The sequence below is a fragment of the Aquimarina sp. Aq78 genome, assembly GCF_900299525.1.
In the GTDB taxonomy this organism is placed as follows: domain Bacteria; phylum Bacteroidota; class Bacteroidia; order Flavobacteriales; family Flavobacteriaceae; genus Aquimarina.
This window is the reverse complement of the sequence record NZ_OMKA01000015.1, coordinates 91,120-111,559: the sequence shown is the minus strand read 5'-3', so window position 1 is coordinate 111,559 and position 20,440 is coordinate 91,120. Positions and strand designations below refer to the sequence as shown.

Below are 20,440 nucleotides of genomic sequence, written 5' to 3'. Positions count from 1 at the left end.
AAGAAGTAAATCAACACGGTTTTTTTAATAAAATAGATTGTAAAAAGAGTACATGAACATACCTATTTATATATGTGTAAAACGTATCTCTTATGTTTTAATATAGCAAGGAACTCTTTAGAAATCGCTTGGTTTACTAATTTAGAACAGTATTTTCTTCACTTACTATCTAAAGGAATCTACACTTAATTTCAATGTTTTAGATGATTATATAATCCTCATTGGTTTGTTGAAATCAGGAGAGAATGTGTAAGGAATAGTACTAAAATATCCATATATGATACTTTATTAATCCAAATGGTGGTAATACCATAACTCTAAGATATATTTCGCCTCTAAATAATCAATCTTAAAAACATATGGAAAAAAAAGTAGACACAAATCAGTTCTCAAAGCTTTTTTCGACAAGGGCTTGGAAACTAAACTTTACAAAAATCGTTAACAAAACTAAAATCCCATATCCTTCTTTCTAAAACATTACAAAGGGGATTGATAAGAAAAGACAAATAGAAATATCATCTTAAAAGTTAATCATAGATATACTTCTACGTCTTAAATCTTTCTACAAAATTATGGATCAGGTACTTGGGAAAATACCAAAAGATCCGTCAAGTAATTTTAAAATTTAATAAAACAAACTAATGAACACAAAAATTAATCTTTCGGTTATACTCATGCTGATTTTTTGTACACTAGGTTTTGCACAAGAAAAAACAGTATCCGGTAAAATAACAGAGGATTCTGGGATTCCTCTTCCAGGAGTAAATATTCTAGTCAAAGGAACATCATCTGGTGCACAATCTGATTTTGATGGTAATTACTCTTTGCAGGTAGAAGCAGGTCAAACACTTATTTTTTCTTATCTGGGTTTTAAAACAGAAGAAAAACTAGTAGGAAATGAGACTACAGTCAATATGACGATGTATCAAGATGCTACTTCACTAGATGAAATCGTAGTAACAGCTCTTGGTATAAGTAGATCTAAAAAATCTTTGGGATATGCAACTCAAAAGATAGAATCAGAAGATATTAGCAAAGCTAAAGGTGTAAACTTTGTGAATTCATTGTCTGGTAAACTTGCTGGAGTTACGGTTTCTAGAAATAATAACTTCGGAGGTTCGACGAATGTGATTATCAGGGGGTATTCTTCCTTGACTGGTAATAACCAACCTTTATTTGTGATTGATGGTACTCCGATTAGTAATAGAATTAACAATTCGAGAAATTCAACAGCCGGTAGAGGAGGATATGATTATGGTAATGCTGCATCTGATATTAATCCAGATGATATAGAAAGTATTAACGTATTAAAAGGAGCTGCTGCATCTGCTTTATATGGATCTAGAGCAGGAAACGGAGTAATTATAATCACTACAAAAAAAGGGTCTAAAAATAAAGGATTAGGGATAACAATTAATTCAAACACTACATTTAGCAAATTTGATCCTAAAACATTCGCGAGATATCAAAAAGAATATGGAGGAGGTTATGGAGCTTCTTTTGTACAGGAAGATGTAAATGGAGATGGTATTTTAGATGATGTTGTAGATACAGGAGGCGATGCTTCCTGGGGACCAAGATTTGACTCTAATCTTTTGGTATACCAATCGGGAGCTTTTTTTCCAGAAAACCCTAATTATCGTACTCCTACACCATGGGTAGCGGCAAAAAATGACCCTACCTCTATCTTTCAGACAGGTTTATTGCAATCAACCAATGTTAGTGTTGATGGGGCTTCAGACAAAGGAAATTTCAGGTTAGGATTTACCAATGTAGAACAAACAGGTATTTTGCCCAATAGTTTAATTAAAAGGCAAACGGTAGATTTTGGAGGAAGTTATAAGTTGACCGATAAAGTCACAGCGAGAGCAAAGGTTACGTATACAAAAAATAGTGGACGAGGTAGATTCGCTACAGGATATGACGAAAATAGTGTTTTACCTGGATTGCGACAATGGTATCAGACAAATGTTGACTTAAGAGAGCAAAGAGATGCATATTTTAGGTTAGGAAGAAATGCTACCTGGAATTTACGGTCATCAGCACGTACAGGCGACGATCCTTATGCACCAAGACCACAATATTGGGATAATCCGTATTGGACATTATATGAAAATTATCAAACCGATGGTAGAGATCGTGTTTTTGGAAATGTAGCTTTAACATATAAAGTGAATGATTGGTTTGATGTTTTGGCAAGAGTGACTATGGATAGATTTGATGAAATAAGAGAAGAAAGAGTCAATGTTTCTAGTTTCAACCCATCTGAGTATAACAGATTTAATGGGTTTTTTAGAGAAATGAACTACGACATGATAGGGAACTTTAATTTTGATATTACTGAAAAGCTTAATTTTAAAGGACTACTGGGAATGAATCTTACCAGAACGAATAGAAGTTCTATTTTTGCAGAAACGAATGGAGGACTTAATACTTTTGGATTTTATTCTTTATCCAATTCAGTAAATCCAATAGCACCACCTATCGAAAGAAAGTCTAGCATGGGCGTTAATGGGTATTATGCTAGTGCGTCGTTTGGTTATGATGATATATTATTCTTAGATGCAACATATAGAATAGATCGATCATCAACACTACCAGATGGTAAAAGACAATTTAATTATCCATCAATTTCTACTAGTTTTCTTTTTTCTAACCTCTTTACAAGTGATTGGTTAAATTTCGGGAAATTGAGGTTGAACTACGCCGAAGTGGGTAATAGTGCAGGAGTACTTCTTGTAGATGATGTATATACTTTTGTTAATGGTTTTGCTGGGCAATCTCTTTTCTCATTACCAAATAATAAAAATAATCCTACACTTAAGCATGAAACCGTTATAAGTTATGAGGCAGGATTAGAAATTAAGCTTTTTAAAAATAGATTTGGATTTGATTTAACAGCATATCAAACAAATAGTAAAGATCAAATTCTTCCATTAGATATATCTACTTCTACAGGATTTAATTCAAAAATTGTAAATGCTGGTGAAATTGAAAATAAAGGATATGAAGTTAGTCTTTTTGGAACTCCAATTAAAACCCAAAACTTTGAATGGAATATCAATGTAAACTGGAGTACATACAAAAGTGAAGTAGTTTCTCTATTGGATGGAATTGATAATTTAAGTTTATCAGGAACATTACAAGAAGACGTTTCTATTAATGCTACTGTAGGAGAACCTTATGGTACGATTAGAGGATCTAGTTTTAAATACCTTAATGGCCAACGAGTTGTTGATGAAAACGGATACTACGTGACTAACGAAGAAAATGGAGTGATTGGTAATATAATTCCAGATTGGAATGGAGGAATCAACAATACTTTTAGATATAAAAATGCTTCGCTTAGTTTCTTAATTGATATGCAAAAAGGAGGAGATATCTATTCTCTCGATCATACATATGGATATGCTACCGGAATATTCCCTGAAACTGCAGGACTTAATGATTTAGGTAATCCTATAAGAGATGCTGTTGCCGATGGAGGAGGAATAATTGCTCCTGGCGTTAGAGAAGATGGGACCCCTAATACAGTAAGAACCCCCGTAAATAGTTTTGATAGCCCATTTATTTATTACAGATCAACAGATGAACAGGATGTTTATGATGCTTCTTTTGTAAAATTAAGAGAAGTAATATTCTCTTATTCTCTACCAACAAAGTTATTAGATAACCTACCTATTAATGATGTGGTGGTTTCTGTAATTGGTAGAAACTTATGGATTATTGATAAAAACATTCCATATTCTGATCCAGAAGCAGGATTAAGTGCAGGTAACTTACAAGGATTTCAATCTTCTGCATATCCCACATCCAAAGAATATGGTTTTAACCTAAAAGTAAAATTCTAAAAAAATGAAAAATAGTAAAATTTTAGCCATACTATTCTGCTTGTTTACGATCTTTTCCTGTAAGGTAGATGATCTTAACGTGAGTGATAAACAGATTTCTGAAGTTCCTTCAACAACATTATTTACTAATGGGCAACGAAATTTGGTTGACCAAATGGTTACTCAAAGTGTTTTTGATAATCATCTGAAATTTTATGCGCAATATTGGGCGGGTACTGGTTTTATAGGTCCTGAAACTAATTTTCAAGATCTTAAGAGTTTTCCACAAAATTATTGGAATACACTTTATAGAGATGTTCTAAGTGACCTTAACGAAGCGGCTCGATTAATTCCAGAAGAAGAAGTATTCGGTTTTACCGAAATAGATAAGCAAAATAGATTAGCGATTATCGAAATTTTGAAAGTATATACTTTTCATGTTTTGGTAGATCTTTTTGGAGATGTTCCTTACTCTGAAGCACTGTCTTTGGATGAAAATATTTTGAATCCAGCATATGATGATGATCAAAATATATATACTAATATCATAAATCAGCTAAATACTGCGATTAGTAACCTTAATACTTCCGGAAAATCATTTGGTGATTCAGACTTGATTTATCAAGGAGATGTTTCTAAATGGGCAAAATTTGCAAATTCCTTAAAGTTACGATTAGCACTAAGAATTGCTGATGTGGATTCTAATCAAGCTGGAACATTAGCAACAGAGGCGGTTAATTCTGGAGTATTTACTGCTAATGCAGACAATGCGTCATTAGTATATGAGACAACAACACCTAATACAAATCCAATATGGGAAACTCTTGTAAATAGCGGTAGAGAAGATTATGTTGTTGCAGAGGCTATAGTAGATATTATGCAACCGATTAATGATCCGAGACAATCTGGTTATTTTGATAATAACCTAACTCCTTATGTAGGAGGAATACTAGGAAATCTTAATGTATTTGACAATTTTACCCACATTGGTACAGCTTTTCATCAACCAGATTTAGAAGGGTTGTTATTTGACTATGCAGAAGTAGAGTTTTTATTGGCAGAAGCAGCAGAACGTTCTTTAGTTGGATCTCCGGCAGATGCAGAAAATCATTACAATAATGCAATTACAGCATCTATTACGTATTGGGGAGGTTCATCAGGTGATGCAACAACTTATCTAGGACAAGCAAGTGTGGCATACACAACTGCAACCGGAAACTATAGACAAAAGATAGGAACTCAGCAGTGGATCGCTTTTTATAACAGAGGTTTTGAAGGATGGTCAAGTTATAGAAGATTAGGTTTCCCTAATTTAAACGATAGCTCAGAAGGTAATCCTATTCCAAGAAGAATAAAATACCCTATTAGAGAATACAATACTAATGGTACAAATGTAGCAAACGCTGCTTCAAATATTGGAGGAGATGAATTGAGTACCAAAATATTCTGGGATGTGAATTAAGAGATATAGAACTCATTTTTAATTTGTGATAGTCCTTTTCCCTCTTAATAGACAGTATAACCTGATCAATTAAGAGGGAATTTTGATTTATAAAACAAAATTAGAACTTGACCTACTTTTTTTTAATCTGAATGAATATTAATCAAAAAATCAATATTTACCGTTGTGTAGGGTAATTTAATACCATACATGGATAATTTCTAGGTACTTTACACTTTAAATTCATGGTATATTTGACCCGAAATATTAAACCACAATTATGGCTATAAATTGGAAAGGCGTAATGCCAGCAGTAACAACTAAATTCACTAATGAGGATACTTTGGACCTAGATATGTTTGAAGTTAATATTAATGCTCAACTAGAAGCTGGAGTTCACGGAATTATTCTGGGAGGAACGCTGGGAGAGGCTAGTACCTTAAGTGATACAGAAAAGAGAATATTGGTAAAAAAGACAGTTGAAATTGTTAATGGCAGAGTTCCTGTAATCATGAACATTGCAGAACAAACGACCAAAAATGCAATCGATGCAGCTGCAAAAGCTAAAGAAGATGGTGCTCAGGGATTAATGATGCTACCTCCAATGCGTTACAAAGCTGGAGATCGTGAAACAGTAGTGTATTTTAAAGAAGTAGCTAAAAGTACAGAGCTACCGATTATGGTATATAATAATCCTGTAGATTATAAGATTGAAGTAACTCTGGATATGTTTGAAGAGTTATTAGAAATGGATAATATACAAGCTGTAAAAGAATCTACAAGAGATATATCTAATATTACACGAATCAAAAATAAATTCGGAAACCGTCTAAAAATTCTTTCTGGTGTTGATACTTTAGCTTTAGAGAGTCTTTTGATGGGAGCAGATGGCTGGGTTGCTGGACTTGTAGATGCTTTTCCTGCAGAAACTGTTGCTATTTACGAATTACAAAAAGCAGGAAGACTTCAGGAAGCACTTGAGATATACAGATGGTTTTTACCGTTATTAGAGTTGGATATAAATGCAAAACTAGTACAAAATATTAAGCTTGCAGAAGTAGCTACAGGAATCGGTACAGAAAATGTACGTGCACCAAGACTACCACTTATTGGTGAGGAACGTAAAAATGTACTTAGAATTATTGAAAATGGATTAAAAACAAGACCTGCCTTACCAGAGTATAAAGAACTAAATGCTGTAGTGAGTTAGATTTTTGCTCCTCAACATCTTGTTTTTATTTTAAACAATTTTATTATTAATTCATTTTATATTAAAACCATTAATCAATATATGATAACTGGAAAAAATTATATAGGAAATAGATTATCGGCCGCAGGTTCAGTTTCTCGTAAAACATTCAATCCAAAACTAAATATTGAGAACGAATACGAATTTTACGAAGCTACTTTAGAAGAAGTAAATGAAGCTACAGAACTAGCACATCAGGCTTTTAAAGAATATAGAAACGTTACAGGAGCTAAAAGAGCAGAATTCTTAAATGCTATTGCAGATGAGATTCTGGCTTTAGATGATGAACTGATTCAGGCATATACTTCAGAAACTGGATTGCCAGAAGGAAGAGCAATGGGAGAAAGAGGTCGCACAATTTTTCAATTACGTTCTTTTGCAGAATTGGTCTCTAATGAAGAGTGGCGAGAAAATACAATCGATTTGGCAGATACCAAACGAACACCTGCTCCTAAACCAGATATTAGAAAAACTAATATTCCTTTGGGGCCGGTAGTAGTATTTGCAGCCAGTAATTTTCCTTTAGCATTTTCTACTGCAGGAGGAGATACCGCTAGCGCATTGGCTTCAGGATGCCCGGTAATCGTTAAATCACATGCGATGCACTCTGGAACAGGAGAACTGGTTTCATCTGCTATCATAAAAGCAGCCGAAAAAACAGGAATGCCAAATGGAGTTTTTTCAAATATTACCGGAAGCGGAAGAGTAGTGGGAGCTGCCCTGGTAAAACATTCAAAAGTAAAAGCTGTTGGTTTTACCGGTAGTATCTCGGGAGGAAGAGCTTTATTTAATCTGGCAGCAAATAGAGAAGAACCAATTCCTGTTTTTGCAGAAATGGGAAGTGTTAATCCTGTAATTATTACACCCGAAGCAATTACCAAAAGAGCAGACGAAATTGCAACTACCTATGCTAATTCTATTACAGTGGGTACAGGTCAGTTTTGTACAAATCCAGGCTTGATCTTAACTATTGATAACGATAAAACAAGAAATTTTATCAAGGACTTAGCAGAAAAAAGTACTGCAATAGCTCCTCAGTGCATGCTGCATCCTAATATAAAAAGAGATTTTGTAGAAAATAGAACGACAATATCTTCCCAATCAGGCGTAGAAGTTGTAGCTTCTTTAGACGATGAGGTAGAACCTAATTTTGCCCCTACTCAAATTTCTGCTGTTTCTGGAGCCGATTTTTTAACTAATCCAAAAATGCACCAGGAAGTCTTTGGTCCTTTTTCATTAGTAGTTAGATGTAAAGATGAAGCAGAACTAGTAGAAATCATCAATAGCCTCGAAGGACAACTAACAGGAACTATCCTGGCAGAAGAATCAGATTATCAAAACTTAGGTAATATCGTTGATGCACTTCAAGACAGAGTTGGACGTGTAATTTTTAATGGAGTACCCACAGGAGTAGAAGTTTGTCCTTCTATGACACACGGAGGCCCATATCCGGCATCGTCTGATTCCAGATTTTCTGCTGTGGGAACAAATGCTATAAAACGATGGGTAAGACCATTTAGCTATCAGGATTGGCCAAATGAATTGCTCCCAAATGCACTTAAAAATGAAAACCCTTATGAAATAACAAGAGCTGTAGATGGAACTCATTCTAATGAGAAAGTATAAGTTTTGACTCTAGAACAATATTCTAATAACAATCTGTTTAAATGTTGGTATTGTTGAGTTTATAATCAAGAGGGTATGGTTCTTTATCATACCTTTTTGGTGTAAACTTGTAAAAGAATAAGATGTAGAAATGAATTTTGTTTACAAAAAAAACAGGAAATAGAATGAAATGAGTAAAACAACTTATAAATTGACGGCTGTACCTTTAACAACTAAAAGAGAAGAGGAGACAACTGGAAAATAACTATTAATCATTTTATTCTGATAGAATTTCTAATATGCGTTACGAAAACTTACCAAATACCGTTTTTATACAGAACCGAAATAATTTTGCTTCCAAAACCAAAGAGAATACGATCACTATTCTTACGTCTAACGATATCAAGCATACCAATGCAGATGATGTTATGGGGTTTGCTCAAAACAATGATTTATTTTATTTGTCAGGAATAGATCAGGAAGAAACAATATTGGTATTATATCCAGATGCTTATAAGCCAGAAAACAGAGAAATTTTGTTCATAAAAGAAACTAATGAACATATTAAGATCTGGGATGGTGAAAAATTAACCAAAGAAGAAGCGTATCAGATTTCTGGGGTAAAACGTATAGAATGGGTACACGATTTTGAAAAAATACTTCAATTAATGGCCTTCGAAGCAGATGGTTTTTATTTAGGACATAACGAGCACATAAAGCGAATTACATATAACAAACAAACACAACAGGATCGAATGATTAACTGGTGTAAAGAAAAATATCCTTTGCATCAGTATCATCGAGCCGCCAAAATTACAAGAGCCTTACGTCCTATTAAATCAAATGAAGAAGTAACACTGATACAAAAAGCTGCAGATATTAGTATCAAAGGTTTTTACAGGGTGCTCAAAACAGTAAAGCCAAACTGCAAAGAGTATGAATTAGAAGCAGAATTAACATATGCACTTCTTAAAAATGGAGGAACAAGACATGCTTTTAAACCTATTGTGGCTTCAGGAAAAAATGCTTGTGCATTACATTATAATACCAATGATAATACCTGCCAGGATGGTGATATGATACTGTTGGATTTTGGAGTTTGCTATGGTAATTATAATAGTGATACAACACGTTGTATTCCTGTAAATGGTAAATTTTCAGATCGACAAAAAGAAGTATATTCTGCGGTTCTTTATTGTTTAAAAGAAGGAAGCAAGTTACTTAAGCCAGGGGTTATCCCAGCAGATTATGAAAAACAAATGGCCAGTTTAGTCGAAGAGCAACTTATTAAAATCGGATTACTTGATGCTTCTGAAGTTGCTGCTCAAAATCCGGATAAACCTTTGTATAAAAAGTATTTTATGCATGGTACAGCACATCATCTTGGATTAGATGTTCACGATGTAGGTTTGTACTCCAGGGCCTTAGAATCAGGGATGGTACTTACCTGTGAGCCCGGCATCTATATTCCTGAAGAAGGAATAGGCTGTCGCCTCGAGAATGATTACCTCATTACAGAAACCGGAAACATAAATCTTACACAAGCTATGCCTATAGAAATTGAAGAAATTGAGAAGTTGATGACAGTATAGTATTAATTACAAAATTATAAATTATGAATGCATTAGGAATAGGCGGTTCTACTATCGAAAAAGAATTAAATGCTATACAGCCAAAAGCTCATCTTGCCAAACCCATCCAAAAAGAAGAATTTCAAGCCAGAATACATAAAGCTTGTGATCTTATGAAAAAGCAAGAGATTCCTGCAGTATATCTGCATGCAGGAACAAATCTATTTTACTTTACAGGAATGCGATGGAATCCGAGTGAGCGAATGGTCGGAGCATTACTATTTCCTGATGGTGAGGTGCATTATATAGGTCCTAAATTTGAAGAAGGAACTATTTTGGATTTTATGTTAATAAAAGGCCCTGTTCATTGCTGGGAAGAACATGAAAGTCCATATACCTTATTTGTGAATATTCTTAAAAAGAAAAATATTAGTGGTAAGGATGTGGCTATGGATGAAGCAACACCCTTTTTTATTATTGATGGAATCCTAAAAGAACAATCCATTTATCATCTGATTAATGCAAAACCGATTACAGCAGGTTGTAGAATGATAAAATCTAAAGCAGAAATTGCCATCATGCAAACTGCTATGGATATTACTATGGAAGTGCAAAAAGCTGCAGCAAGAATATTGAAACCTGGGATTAGTGCTAAAGAAGTTACTGGTTTTATTAATGAAGCTCATAAACGATACGGTATTCCTTCGGGATCATACTTTTGTATTGTGTTATTTGGTGTAGATTCTTCTTTTCCCCATGGCGTAAAAACACCAAAAAACCTTGAGCAAAACGAAGTAGTACTAGTAGATACAGGATGTGTCTTACATGATTATATTTCAGATATCACTCGAACATATGTGTATGGTGAAATCAATGAGTTACAGCGTAAGATATGGAATCTTGAGAAAGAAACTCAACTCTCTGCATTTGCTGCTGCTCAATTAGGAGAACCATGTGCTGTAATAGATAATGCTTCAAGAAAAACATTAGAAACCAAAGGTCTTGGTCCTGATTATAAATTACCGGGTTTGCCTCACCGCACCGGCCACGGAATCGGATTAGATATCCATGAATGGCCATATATAGCAAGACATGAAGAGGCGATTCTTACATCCGGAATGTGTTTCAGTAATGAACCTATGATCTGTGTACCTGATGAATTTGGTATTAGATTAGAAGATCATATCTATATGACCGACGAAGGACCAAAATGGTTTACGCAACCTGCGCATTCAATTGAAGATCCTTTCGGTTTATCTCTGTAAAGAGATATAGGGCAAACAAAGCTATCCCAAAGTATCATCGATAATACTTTGGGATAGTTTTGTTTGTTATCTAAAAATAAATCCGTTTTTCATAGGGTCATCAGGATCGATCATAAAAGTATGCATTCCTGTAATGTGGGCTGTTCCTTCAACTTGTGGTATTACCGCTTTATAGGGGCCGTACTCTTCTTCAGAAATAACAGAACCCTTAAATACAGAATCTGTGATACTTTCTATAGTCATCGTATCTCCATATTGTATTTCATTTCTCATTTTATGTATTGCCATTCTACCAGAAACTCCTGATCCTGTAGGACACCGATCAACTTCTCCTTCAGCAAAAATACATACATTTCTACTATCGATATTTTCTTTTGTAGAATCTCCAATAAAAATGGTACCGTATAAAAAGCTAAGATCTTCTTCGTAAGGATGTAAAATATTAGAATCTTGCTCCATTACGGCATGTTTTATGTCCATTCCTTTGGAAATCAACATTCTATATGAATTTGAAGTCAAATCAAAATCAAAGTTGTTTTTAGCCATATCTACATATGCATAAAAAGCTCCTCCGTATGCTAAATCATAAATTACTTCTCCTATACCGTCTACCTTTACTTTTCTATCCAACCCAACTACAAAACTGGGAACGCAATGAAAACGAACTCCGGTCACTTTTCCATTTTTTACTTGTGCATAAGATATGATTCGACCACAAGGAGCATCAATTTTTATGGTATTATCTCCTTCATTATAATCTATCCAGTTCATCTCTACAGCCAATGTAGAAATCGCGATAATAGCATGACCACACATGGTGCTATATCCTTCGTTGTGTATAAACATGATACCAAAATCCCCATCATCATCATTAGGCGGTAGTAAGATACATCCATACATATCGGCATGACCGCGAGGTTCAAACATAAGTGAGGTACGTAAATGATCATAATGCTCTTTACAATATCTTCTGTATTCTAAGACCGAATTTCCTTTCAGTTCGGGAAAACCATCAACAATAACCCTAAGGGGCTCTCCTCCTGTATGCATATCTATTGTTTTGATTTGCAACCAATCTTCTTTTGGCTTGAAATCAATATTTCTTAGGATATTTTGATAAGTTTTACTCATGTGTATATTTATTATAGTAATAAGTAGCTGCTGCTAAATCTTCGAGGGCATGTCCTACAGATTTAAAAATAGTTATTTCACTATCACTGGTTCTTCCTTGCTTAGCCTTAGAGCAGAGTTCGAATAAATCAGCTCCGATATCACCTTCTTTTAGAATACCTTCTTTAAGAGGAATAACAATATCTCCACTTTCTTTAAGTCCTCCCTGAAAAGTATCCACAAAGACAGTCGCTTTTTTTATGCTTTCATTATCAGCTTCACGCATATCTTTTTTGTAAGCTCCAACCAAATCTACATGCTGCCCGGTTTTTAAGTATTTACCCAAAACCAAAGGAGTTTTGGATAATGTTGCGCAGGATATAATATCTACTTCAGAAATTTTTTCTTCTATTGTATGTATAGCATGAATTTCAAAATCTTCTCCTTCTAATTCAGTTGATATTTTTTTAGCTTTTTCATAATTCCTTCCCCAGATATAGACTGTTTTAATAGGCCTTACGCTGGCGTGGGCTTTAATTAAATTCGTAGAGAGCGCTCCCGTTCCAATCATTAATAAGGAAGAAGCATCAGTTTTAGATAAATACGATGATGCCAAGGCAGATGCCGAAGCTGTTCGTTTTACGGTCAAACTTTTTGCTTCCATTATAGCTTTTATGGTACCTTTGATGGCGTCCATATATAAATATGTGCCTTGGATCGACGGTAGATCAAACTGACCGTTTTCTGGACTTACCGTTACAACCTTGACTCCTGCCTCTTTACCAGGATTCCAGGCCGGCATCAATAGTAAAGTAGAGTCTTCCTGAACCGCTGGATTTGGAAAATCATGATGATGACGCATGGGCACCAGAATAGAATTTGACGCAAATTTGTCTTTTAATTCAGCAATTAGCTCATTAAAATTAGTGTTGTTTTCAATAAAATCGGTACTGACCTGAACAATTGTATCCATAGGTTATAAATGTAAACAAATCCCAATTCGTAATGACATACTAACTCAAATGTTATTAAAATGATATTATTCTTAGGTAATATAGTATCATTAAGTCAGTACTCTTTTAAGCTATCTTTAAAATATTAAAAACTATTTATTTTATGAATCGAGCTAAGTATATATTATTACTACTTCTTGTTAATCTTTCTCTTTTTTCTTGTAAAAGTTCATTACCATCTACTACTGAGATATCGTTTGAGCAAAAATTAAAGAATTTATTCCCTACTGCAGAGATAAGTGCAATAAAGGTGAATGATCATTTTACAGAATCGTATCGGTTGATATTAAAACAGCCATTAGATCATAATAATCCAGATGCAGGAACTTTTGATCATTATGTATATGTATCACATTCTGATTATTCGCAACCCACAGTATTAGTTACCGAAGGATATTCTGCAAAACACAGAACGTATGAATTGAGCACCTTGCTAAAAGCAAATCAGGTTATGGTAGAATATAGGTTTTATGGAAAATCAAGACCTAATCCAATTCCATGGAAGTATTTGACTAATGATCAGGCAATTCAGGATTATCATCTTCTGGTTATGAAGCTAAAAAAAATATACACTAATAAGTGGATTTCTACAGGAATAAGTAAAGGAGGGGAGACGGTATTGATCTATAAATCGCAGTACCCAAAAGATATGGACGCTGCTGTTTCTTATGTTGCTCCTTTGATCAATACTCGTGAAGATCCAAGAACACAACAACATATTGCTACCGTTGGAACCGAAGAATGCAGAACTAAGATCACTAATTTTCAACGATTATTGTTGACTCGAAGAGAAGCTCTTTTGAAGGAAATTGATCAGCATTCCAGAAAAAAGAAAATGAGTTTTACAAAAGTATCATCAGAGGAGGCTCTTGAATATGCAGTATTAGAGTTTCCTTTTTCATTTTGGCAATGGGGAGGAAAGTGTGATGAAATTCCTAATGGGCATGCCGACGCTGCTACATTGTTTGCTTATCTTAATAAAGTGGTAGGAATCGGTTTCTATAATGATAAAACATATCACGACCTGTTACCTTCTTATTATCAACATATGATAGAGCTTGGGTATTATGGATTTGACACTACTCCTGTACAGGACTTAGTTAAAGTGGTAAAACAGCCAACTAATATGAGATTTGCTCCAAAAAATATTCCTATGATTTATGATCAAAATTATATTAAAAAGGTTAGGGATTATGTAGAGAATGAAGGTGATCATGTCATTTACATTTATGGAGAATATGACCCGTGGGGAGCTTGTTCACCTAATCCAAAACCTCATGTAAACGCTTTAAAAATGGTGTTGCCCAAAGGAAGTCATAGTACCAGAATTAAAAATTTCTCAAAAGAAGATCAAAGAAAAATCTATGACAAGTTACAAACGTGGTTGTCCAAGGATGACTAAACTATATTTGCAATAAATTTTAAGCCTGTAGCATGCTACAGGCTTAAAAAAATAATAACTAATGATGGATTAATACATTTTTAATACCTGAAATTCGTCATAGCTAAGCATCCATGCGTCATCTTTTTTCACCCATTTCTCCTGATAAATTTTTCCTTCTCCAATATTCATTGACCAATCAGAGGAGATCTTAACCGCTTCTGGAGAAACTATACTAAATCTTGGATTGTGATAGGTTAAGTTTTTTGCGCCAGAGGCGATTAATTTTTGCCAAAACTGCTTAATACTCGTTTTACCATGTAACAATTTAGCCATAGGAATAGCATTCATTGTAGCATTCTCGAGATATCCATTTGTAAAAATTTCATTGTTTTGTGTATTAAACCCTTTGGTTATTTCTATTGATGCTTTAATTACAGCTTCTAGCATTTGATGACTTGCAATAGGATTTGTTTTATTTTCTGTAGGTGTTTTGTATTGTTCTAGTACTTCAAAATCATCATAAGTAAGGACCCACTTATCATTTTTTTTCTCCCATTTTTCTTGAAAAATAACACCTCTTCCTACATTCATACTCCAATTTGCGGATAATAATGCAGTTGTTGCATTAACGACTTCAATACTTAGATCTGTATAAATTAAATTCGTTGCCCCTGATTTTATAAAAGGTTGCCAGAAATCTTTTATTTCCTGAGTTCCTTTTTTTATACCAAAAGGTTTAGCATTCATCACAGCTTTTGTATCATAGCCCTCAATGCAAATATTACTTTTTCCTTCATTGAATGCTGTTATCCATTTTTCACTGGCATTAAGTACCTCTAGCGCTATTTCATGATGTGCTGTAGGAGAATGTTCTACATAGGATTGTTTTACAATTTCCTTTTTTTCGGTTGGCTTATGTTGTATCCAGGCAATAGAAATAACCAGAATCAAACATAATGCTATTGTTTTTACTACTTTCATTTGTTTATTTTTTAAATTATAAATGCAAAGAAAGCAGGAGAGAGGATGTCATACTTGTGACTTTTATCACACTACGTACTTTTTTTTAAAATTCTAATTTCTTGTTTCCCTAATGCAACAATTCCTTCTGTTTCTAATTTTTTTAAAAGTCTTGAAATCACTTCTCTTGTAGTAGCCAATTCTCTGGCTAATTGTTGATGTGATCTTTGTAAAACAGCATTGTCAGATTCTAACATTAAATATTCGAGTAAACGTTCTCTAAGGGGGTTAAAAGCAAGTTTTGAGTAGTTATTAATAAGTACGTTGTAGCTATCTCTAAATGTATTTATGGTAAATCGATTCCAGGATTTATATGTGAAACATCAATCGTTTACAAATCTCACAGGGATATTTAATACCATTGATTCTTCTTCAACAATAGCATTAACGGTACTTTTACAATCTTCAAAACAGGCAGATAAAGAGAGAGTACATGTTTCCATATTTCCTAAATAATAAATAAGAATTTCACGTTCCTCATTTTCCTGATACACTCTAACTTTTCCACTGATTACAATTTTCAGAACTTTGATATATTTATTTTCTTTTATTAAAAACTCACCTTTTTGATGCTTTGAAAAAGAAGTTTTTTCACGAAGCTCTTTTTTGAGCTCTTCTTCTGTTATATGTAATTTTCGAAATACATGATCTAACATAATCCGGGGGTGTTTTCGTTTTTAAGAATAGTCTTTCAAAGTTTTATAATACTGATATTTCTAATTTGTACCGTATCTGAAAGTCAATTATGAGCGATGATAAAAGTAGTCATTAATGTTTTTAAAACCTTACCAGTTTATGACATCATTAATTTAACTATTAAAAGCGCAAACCTTTATGATTTGCGCTTTCTACATTTTTATAGGTTTTTATTTTTCATTTACAATTTCAAGAAGAATATTAGCTAGATTTTCTGGTTGAGAGAAATTCGGAGTATGACTGGAGCGTAAAGTAAATATTTTTTTTACTTTTCCTTTATACATTGCTCTTTGCACTTCGATGGGTATAGCTCGATCTTCTGTACATTCTATATAGTACTTTGGGATTCGCCCAAAATTGCTGTCTGTAACTTCTAACTCATACATTAGCGGGGCAGATGGTTCAGGAACGATATAGGGTTTAGCATTATTAAAAGCTTCTTTAGGAATATCATGAGCAAAGGCATTTTGAATTTCATTTTCATCTATCATAGCATAAGTTTTATCTTCAGATAGGTAGAAATTATCAACAGCTACAGAGCCTTCTACTCCCTGAGCTGCACTGAAAAAAGAACCTCCGTTGGGTAATAAAAAAGCAGAGAGGTAGACAATACTTTTTATTTTATTAGGTCGTACCTCTGCAACCCTGCTCACTGTAATACCATTAAAACTGTGTCCAGCCAATATTACAGGTTGCTCTTGCTTGTCAAGAATATCAGTAATTGCTTTTACATAATCTATCATTGTAATTGTGGCGGGAGGTGTTTTATCTTTTCCATGCCCGGGAAGATCGGGAGTGATTACATTATGCCCTTCATCTTTTAGCTTTGAAGCTACATTTTTCCATTGCCACGCACCTAACCAGGCAGAGTGTACCAATACATAAGTTTCTTTTTTTGTTTCCATAATGTTTCCTTTTTTTGCGTTTACATTGTTGTTTGCACCATTGCTAAATGTTACTATTCCGATTAGGAAAACAGCAACTAATTTTAATTTTCGTTTCATAAATTTTTAGCGTATTACTTATGGCACAAATGTATATGAGGAAACAGCCTTAAACTTGTACCTTTTGATACAAGTGGCTAATACATTTTATTTTTTTCTGAAGATGCTAGGAAAGAAGCTCTATTTTCTTGAATTGAAGTTTTACAATATGATCTAATTCATATTGCTTTAAGATTTTTGAAACTACTTCTCGGGTAGTACCTACTTCTTTGGCTAATTGTTGGTGTGATATCTGTATGATTGAAGAATTATTTCTATTAGCTTCGGATCTTAAGTAGTCTATTAACCTTTCATTTATTTTTTTAAAGGCCAGGTCTTTATAAGAAAGTAGTAAATCTTCATAACTTATAATAAAAGAGTTAGTGGTAAAGATATTCCAGGATTTAAATGTAAAACTCCATTCGGATACAAATCGTACTGGAATTTTAATGATTATAGTTTCCATTTCTGTTTTGGCATGCACAAGGCTTTTACAATCTCTAAATGTTGCAGATAATGATAATACACAGGTCTGGATCGGATTAACATAATACAGCAAAATTTGGCGATCTTCATTTTCTTGCCAGACTCTCACCTTTCCTGAAATAACAATAGCTAACCACTTGATGTATTTATCCTGTTCTACAATAAAAGTATTCTTAGGTAGTGTTTGTACTATTCCTTCTTTAAGAATATGTTCCTGCAGTTTTTCTTCTACAATATTCAAGCCTTTAAATAACTGTTCGAACTCGGTCATTTTTATGAATAAAAAATAGTTAGTACCACCTTAATTAGTACAAATATATACAAGTGGTGTATACTTATAGTACATCTATTTTAGAATAACCATTATGTTTTATATAGTATTGCTGTGTTAAGCTTTAGTATATAAATCTAATACTAACCTCTATTTTCCTCCGCCTGGTAAATTTGTTTTAAGATAATGGGTTAGTGTTTCACGCAAGTGTCGAGAGGTGTTTTCTCCTTCATATATACCATGAGATCGATTAGGATACGATACCATAGAGAATATTTTATTATGACGGATAAGCTCATTAGCCAGTACTTCTATACTTTGATAATGAACATTATCATCTCCTGTCCCGTGTATCAATAATAAATCTCCTTTAAGATTTTTGGCAAAATTAACCGGAGATCCTTTTTCATAACTTTCGGGCATGAGTTGCGGTATTCCCGAGTATCGTTCCTGGTAGATATTATCATATAATCTTTGATCAGATACAGGGGCTACTGCCATTCCCATCTTATAAATTTCGGGATATCTGAATAAAGCATTAAGGGTCATAGAACCACCACCGCTCCATCCCCAAATACCAACGCGATCTGGATCTACAAAATTAAACATTTCAATGATTTTTTTTGTTCCTTGAGCCTGGTCTGAAGAAGAAAGAACACCAATTTGTCCATACACACATTTTCTCCATTCTCTTCCCTTAGGACCAGGAGTGCCTCGGTTATCAATGCTCATTACAATATACCCTTGCTGGGATAACATTGTATGCCATAAATAGTTGCTTCCACCCCAGGAATCTAATACAGTTTGAGACCAAGGTTCACCATATACATGAAATAAGACAGGGTACTTTTTTGATGGATCAAATCCTAGAGGTTTGATCATATATGCATCTAGTGATGTACCATCGTCTAAAGAAATTTTAAAAAACTCTTGTGGATTATGATCTATAGCTGCTATTTGTTTTTTTAGTTTTTGGTTAGAGACCAAAGTTTTAATCACTTTGTGATCGGGTAAAGAGATAATATCGGTAGTAGGAGGAAGGCCAGATTTAGAATACGTATGCTGAGCAAATTTTCCGTTTGGAGCAATACGATATCGATGCGTTCCCGGTTGATCTTTTGGTGATAGTCTTTCTGCTTTTCCTTTTTTATTAAGTTTGATTCTATACAGATATCTTTGTGTAGCATTTTCTGGACTTGCCATATAGTATAGCCATCCGTTTTTTTCGTCGATTAATTCAATATTAATCATGTCTAAATCTGTAGGAGATACTTGGGTTTCATTACCGTCTTTAACAAGGTAAAGAGCTTTCCATCCACTTTTTTCACTTACCCAGGTAAATGTACCGGCATCCTCAAGATATTTAAAATCATCTACAGCTTCTAACCAGGCAGTTTCTTTATCTTCATAAATTATCTGAGTATTACCATCCTGAGCATTGCAAAGTGTTACTTTATTATGGTTTTGTGCTCTGTTGAGGTGTTGCAGAAGCAATGATTTAGAATCTGGTTTCCAAATCATTCTGGGAATATATTGATTACTGGCATCTCCCGGTAATTTTATCCAGGTTGTAGATCCTCCAGATACATTAACGACTCCAACTTTTGCTTCAGACGGTTTTTCTCCTGCTTTAGGATATTGTACCGGTATCGTATACGAATAGATAGAATCTGTAGTATTGATCATAAGAAAATTCTTAATCTTACTGGCGTTGATTCTCCAGTATGCAATCTTACTACCATCGGGACTCCATCTAAAACCATCTCTACATGAGAACTCTTCTTCATATGCCCAATCAAAAGTTCCGTTAATGATCTTATCTGTTCCGTCTGTTGTTAATGCAGTGATATTTCCATCGGTTAGTGATTCGATATAAATATTGTGCTTTCTTACATACCCTACCTTATTTCCATCTGGTGAAAACTTGGCAAACATAAGCGAAGATGATTTTGCCTTTGCACCGCCCAGTTTGGTCAGTTTTTTTGTTTTTAAGTGTAATACCCAATAATCTCCTTTGGTGTTATACCTCCATACTCTCGAAGAGTTGGTAAAGAATAAGACTTTACTTTTATCGGTAGACCAGGTGTAATTTTCTATACGAAGCGGAGTGTCTTTTCCTTCAGGAATCATCCATTTTGCTGGAATTAAAATACTTTGCTCTCCTGTTTTGGTATCTGTTTTAATAATATCATAATACCCTTTGTTTTCTGAAGAAGCTACTAATGTGGTATAGGAATCCCCTCCTTCAAACCATTTTAAGGCTTTTGATCGTTCTGAAGAAAAATCTCTGCTACTAAAGATTTGTTCTAGTGAAAGTTTTGATTGTTGAGCAGATAAGATGCTTACATTTAGTATAACAAAGAATATGCAGCAAATCTTTTTGATCGTATTACAATGTATCATTAATCGGAAGTTTAATTTTAAAGAGATATCTAATTTGGTGATTTCTCAAAGATATAGTGATATCGTATGGATTTTATACTATAAGTTAGCTAAATGTGATATTATATTACCTT

15 protein-coding genes are annotated in these 20,440 nt (G+C 34.0%); 7 read left to right on the top strand and 8 right to left on the bottom strand.

Annotated features, from left to right (window positions below):
• The first annotated feature begins 641 nt into the window (after positions 1 to 641).
• The 6 genes from DG435_RS10270 to DG435_RS10245 all read left to right on the top strand — a co-directional run bounded on the left by DG435_RS10270 (position 642) and on the right by DG435_RS10245 (position 10,961).
• Positions 642 to 3,851, top strand: coding sequence for a SusC/RagA family TonB-linked outer membrane protein (locus tag DG435_RS10270; protein WP_106794820.1), 3,210 nt, complete (start codon positions 642 to 644; stop codon positions 3,849 to 3,851).
• A 4-nt stretch (positions 3,852 to 3,855) separates the two neighbouring features.
• Positions 3,856 to 5,292, top strand: coding sequence for a SusD/RagB family nutrient-binding outer membrane lipoprotein (locus DG435_RS10265; protein WP_106794819.1), 1,437 nt, complete (start codon positions 3,856 to 3,858; stop codon positions 5,290 to 5,292).
• Positions 5,293 to 5,551: 259 nt separating this feature from the next.
• Complete coding sequence (locus DG435_RS10260) at positions 5,552 to 6,481, top strand: dihydrodipicolinate synthase family protein (RefSeq protein WP_106794818.1); 930 nt, start codon at positions 5,552 to 5,554, stop codon at positions 6,479 to 6,481.
• 81 nt (positions 6,482 to 6,562) lie between these two features.
• Positions 6,563 to 8,146 (top strand): aldehyde dehydrogenase (NADP(+)), encoded by a 1,584-nt coding sequence (locus DG435_RS10255; protein ID WP_108840600.1) that lies wholly within the window; start codon positions 6,563 to 6,565, stop codon positions 8,144 to 8,146.
• A 278-nt stretch (positions 8,147 to 8,424) separates the two neighbouring features.
• A complete protein-coding gene (locus DG435_RS10250; RefSeq protein WP_106792305.1) occupies positions 8,425 to 9,717 on the top strand; it encodes an aminopeptidase P family protein in 1,293 nt (430 codons plus the stop codon).
• 23 nt (positions 9,718 to 9,740) lie between these two features.
• Positions 9,741 to 10,961 (top strand): Xaa-Pro peptidase family protein, encoded by a 1,221-nt coding sequence (locus DG435_RS10245; protein ID WP_106792306.1) that lies wholly within the window; start codon positions 9,741 to 9,743, stop codon positions 10,959 to 10,961.
• 66 nt (positions 10,962 to 11,027) lie between these two features.
• Here DG435_RS10245 and DG435_RS10240 read toward each other — a convergent pair whose 3' ends face one another.
• Positions 11,028 to 12,092 (bottom strand): proline racemase family protein, encoded by a 1,065-nt coding sequence (locus DG435_RS10240; RefSeq protein WP_106792307.1) that lies wholly within the window; start codon positions 12,090 to 12,092, stop codon positions 11,028 to 11,030.
• On the bottom strand, positions 12,085 to 13,044 hold the full coding sequence (locus tag DG435_RS10235; RefSeq protein ID WP_024772103.1) for an ornithine cyclodeaminase family protein: 960 nt from the start codon (positions 13,042 to 13,044) through the stop codon (positions 12,085 to 12,087). Before DG435_RS10235 ends, DG435_RS10240 begins: the two co-directional genes overlap by 8 nt.
• A gap of 143 nt (positions 13,045 to 13,187) precedes the next feature.
• On the opposite strand from DG435_RS10235, the gene DG435_RS10230 reads away from it, so the two are divergent.
• A complete protein-coding gene (locus DG435_RS10230; RefSeq protein ID WP_106792308.1) occupies positions 13,188 to 14,486 on the top strand; it encodes a S28 family serine protease in 1,299 nt (432 codons plus the stop codon).
• Between the two features lie 69 nt (positions 14,487 to 14,555).
• Here DG435_RS10230 and DG435_RS10225 read toward each other — a convergent pair whose 3' ends face one another.
• The 6 genes from DG435_RS10225 to DG435_RS10200 form a co-directional block, all read right to left on the bottom strand.
• The gene (locus DG435_RS10225; protein ID WP_106792309.1) at positions 14,556 to 15,449 is read right to left on the bottom strand and encodes a hypothetical protein; all 894 of its coding nucleotides are present in this window, start codon (positions 15,447 to 15,449) and stop codon (positions 14,556 to 14,558) included.
• A 71-nt stretch (positions 15,450 to 15,520) separates the two neighbouring features.
• Complete coding sequence (locus tag DG435_RS10220) at positions 15,521 to 15,745, bottom strand: helix-turn-helix domain-containing protein (RefSeq protein ID WP_255409722.1); 225 nt, start codon at positions 15,743 to 15,745, stop codon at positions 15,521 to 15,523.
• A gap of 66 nt (positions 15,746 to 15,811) precedes the next feature.
• Positions 15,812 to 16,144: a cyclic nucleotide-binding domain-containing protein gene (locus DG435_RS10215; protein WP_106792311.1), complete on the bottom strand. Its 333-nt coding sequence runs from the start codon at positions 16,142 to 16,144 to the stop codon at positions 15,812 to 15,814.
• Between the two features lie 210 nt (positions 16,145 to 16,354).
• Complete coding sequence (locus DG435_RS10210; RefSeq protein WP_199852663.1) at positions 16,355 to 17,188, bottom strand: alpha/beta fold hydrolase; 834 nt, start codon at positions 17,186 to 17,188, stop codon at positions 16,355 to 16,357.
• Positions 17,189 to 17,294: 106 nt separating this feature from the next.
• Complete coding sequence (locus DG435_RS10205) at positions 17,295 to 17,924, bottom strand: Crp/Fnr family transcriptional regulator (protein WP_106792312.1); 630 nt, start codon at positions 17,922 to 17,924, stop codon at positions 17,295 to 17,297.
• A gap of 150 nt (positions 17,925 to 18,074) precedes the next feature.
• A complete protein-coding gene (locus tag DG435_RS10200) occupies positions 18,075 to 20,327 on the bottom strand; it encodes a S9 family peptidase (protein ID WP_106792313.1) in 2,253 nt (750 codons plus the stop codon).
• Positions 20,328 to 20,440: the final 113 nt, after the last annotated feature.

Excerpts from the sequence above, each read along its gene's own strand:
- DG435_RS10270 (WP_106794820.1), top strand. The coding sequence starts at position 642 with ATGAACACAAAAATTAATCTTTCGGTTATACTCATGCTGATTTTTTGT.
- DG435_RS10265 (WP_106794819.1), top strand. The coding sequence starts at position 3,856 with ATGAAAAATAGTAAAATTTTAGCCATACTATTCTGCTTGTTTACGATC.
- DG435_RS10260 (WP_106794818.1), top strand. The coding sequence starts at position 5,552 with ATGGCTATAAATTGGAAAGGCGTAATGCCAGCAGTAACAACTAAATTC.
- DG435_RS10255 (WP_108840600.1), top strand. The coding sequence starts at position 6,563 with ATGATAACTGGAAAAAATTATATAGGAAATAGATTATCGGCCGCAGGT.
- DG435_RS10250 (WP_106792305.1), top strand. The coding sequence starts at position 8,425 with ATGCGTTACGAAAACTTACCAAATACCGTTTTTATACAGAACCGAAAT.
- DG435_RS10245 (WP_106792306.1), top strand. The coding sequence starts at position 9,741 with ATGAATGCATTAGGAATAGGCGGTTCTACTATCGAAAAAGAATTAAAT.
- DG435_RS10240 (WP_106792307.1), bottom strand. The coding sequence starts at position 12,092 with ATGAGTAAAACTTATCAAAATATCCTAAGAAATATTGATTTCAAGCCA.
- DG435_RS10235 (WP_024772103.1), bottom strand. The coding sequence starts at position 13,044 with ATGGATACAATTGTTCAGGTCAGTACCGATTTTATTGAAAACAACACT.
- DG435_RS10230 (WP_106792308.1), top strand. The coding sequence starts at position 13,188 with ATGAATCGAGCTAAGTATATATTATTACTACTTCTTGTTAATCTTTCT.
- DG435_RS10225 (WP_106792309.1), bottom strand. The coding sequence starts at position 15,449 with ATGAAAGTAGTAAAAACAATAGCATTATGTTTGATTCTGGTTATTTCT.
- DG435_RS10215 (WP_106792311.1), bottom strand. The coding sequence starts at position 16,144 with ATGTTAGATCATGTATTTCGAAAATTACATATAACAGAAGAAGAGCTC.
- DG435_RS10210 (WP_199852663.1), bottom strand. The coding sequence starts at position 17,188 with ATGAAACGAAAATTAAAATTAGTTGCTGTTTTCCTAATCGGAATAGTA.
- DG435_RS10205 (WP_106792312.1), bottom strand. The coding sequence starts at position 17,924 with ATGACCGAGTTCGAACAGTTATTTAAAGGCTTGAATATTGTAGAAGAA.
- DG435_RS10200 (WP_106792313.1), bottom strand. The coding sequence starts at position 20,327 with ATGATACATTGTAATACGATCAAAAAGATTTGCTGCATATTCTTTGTT.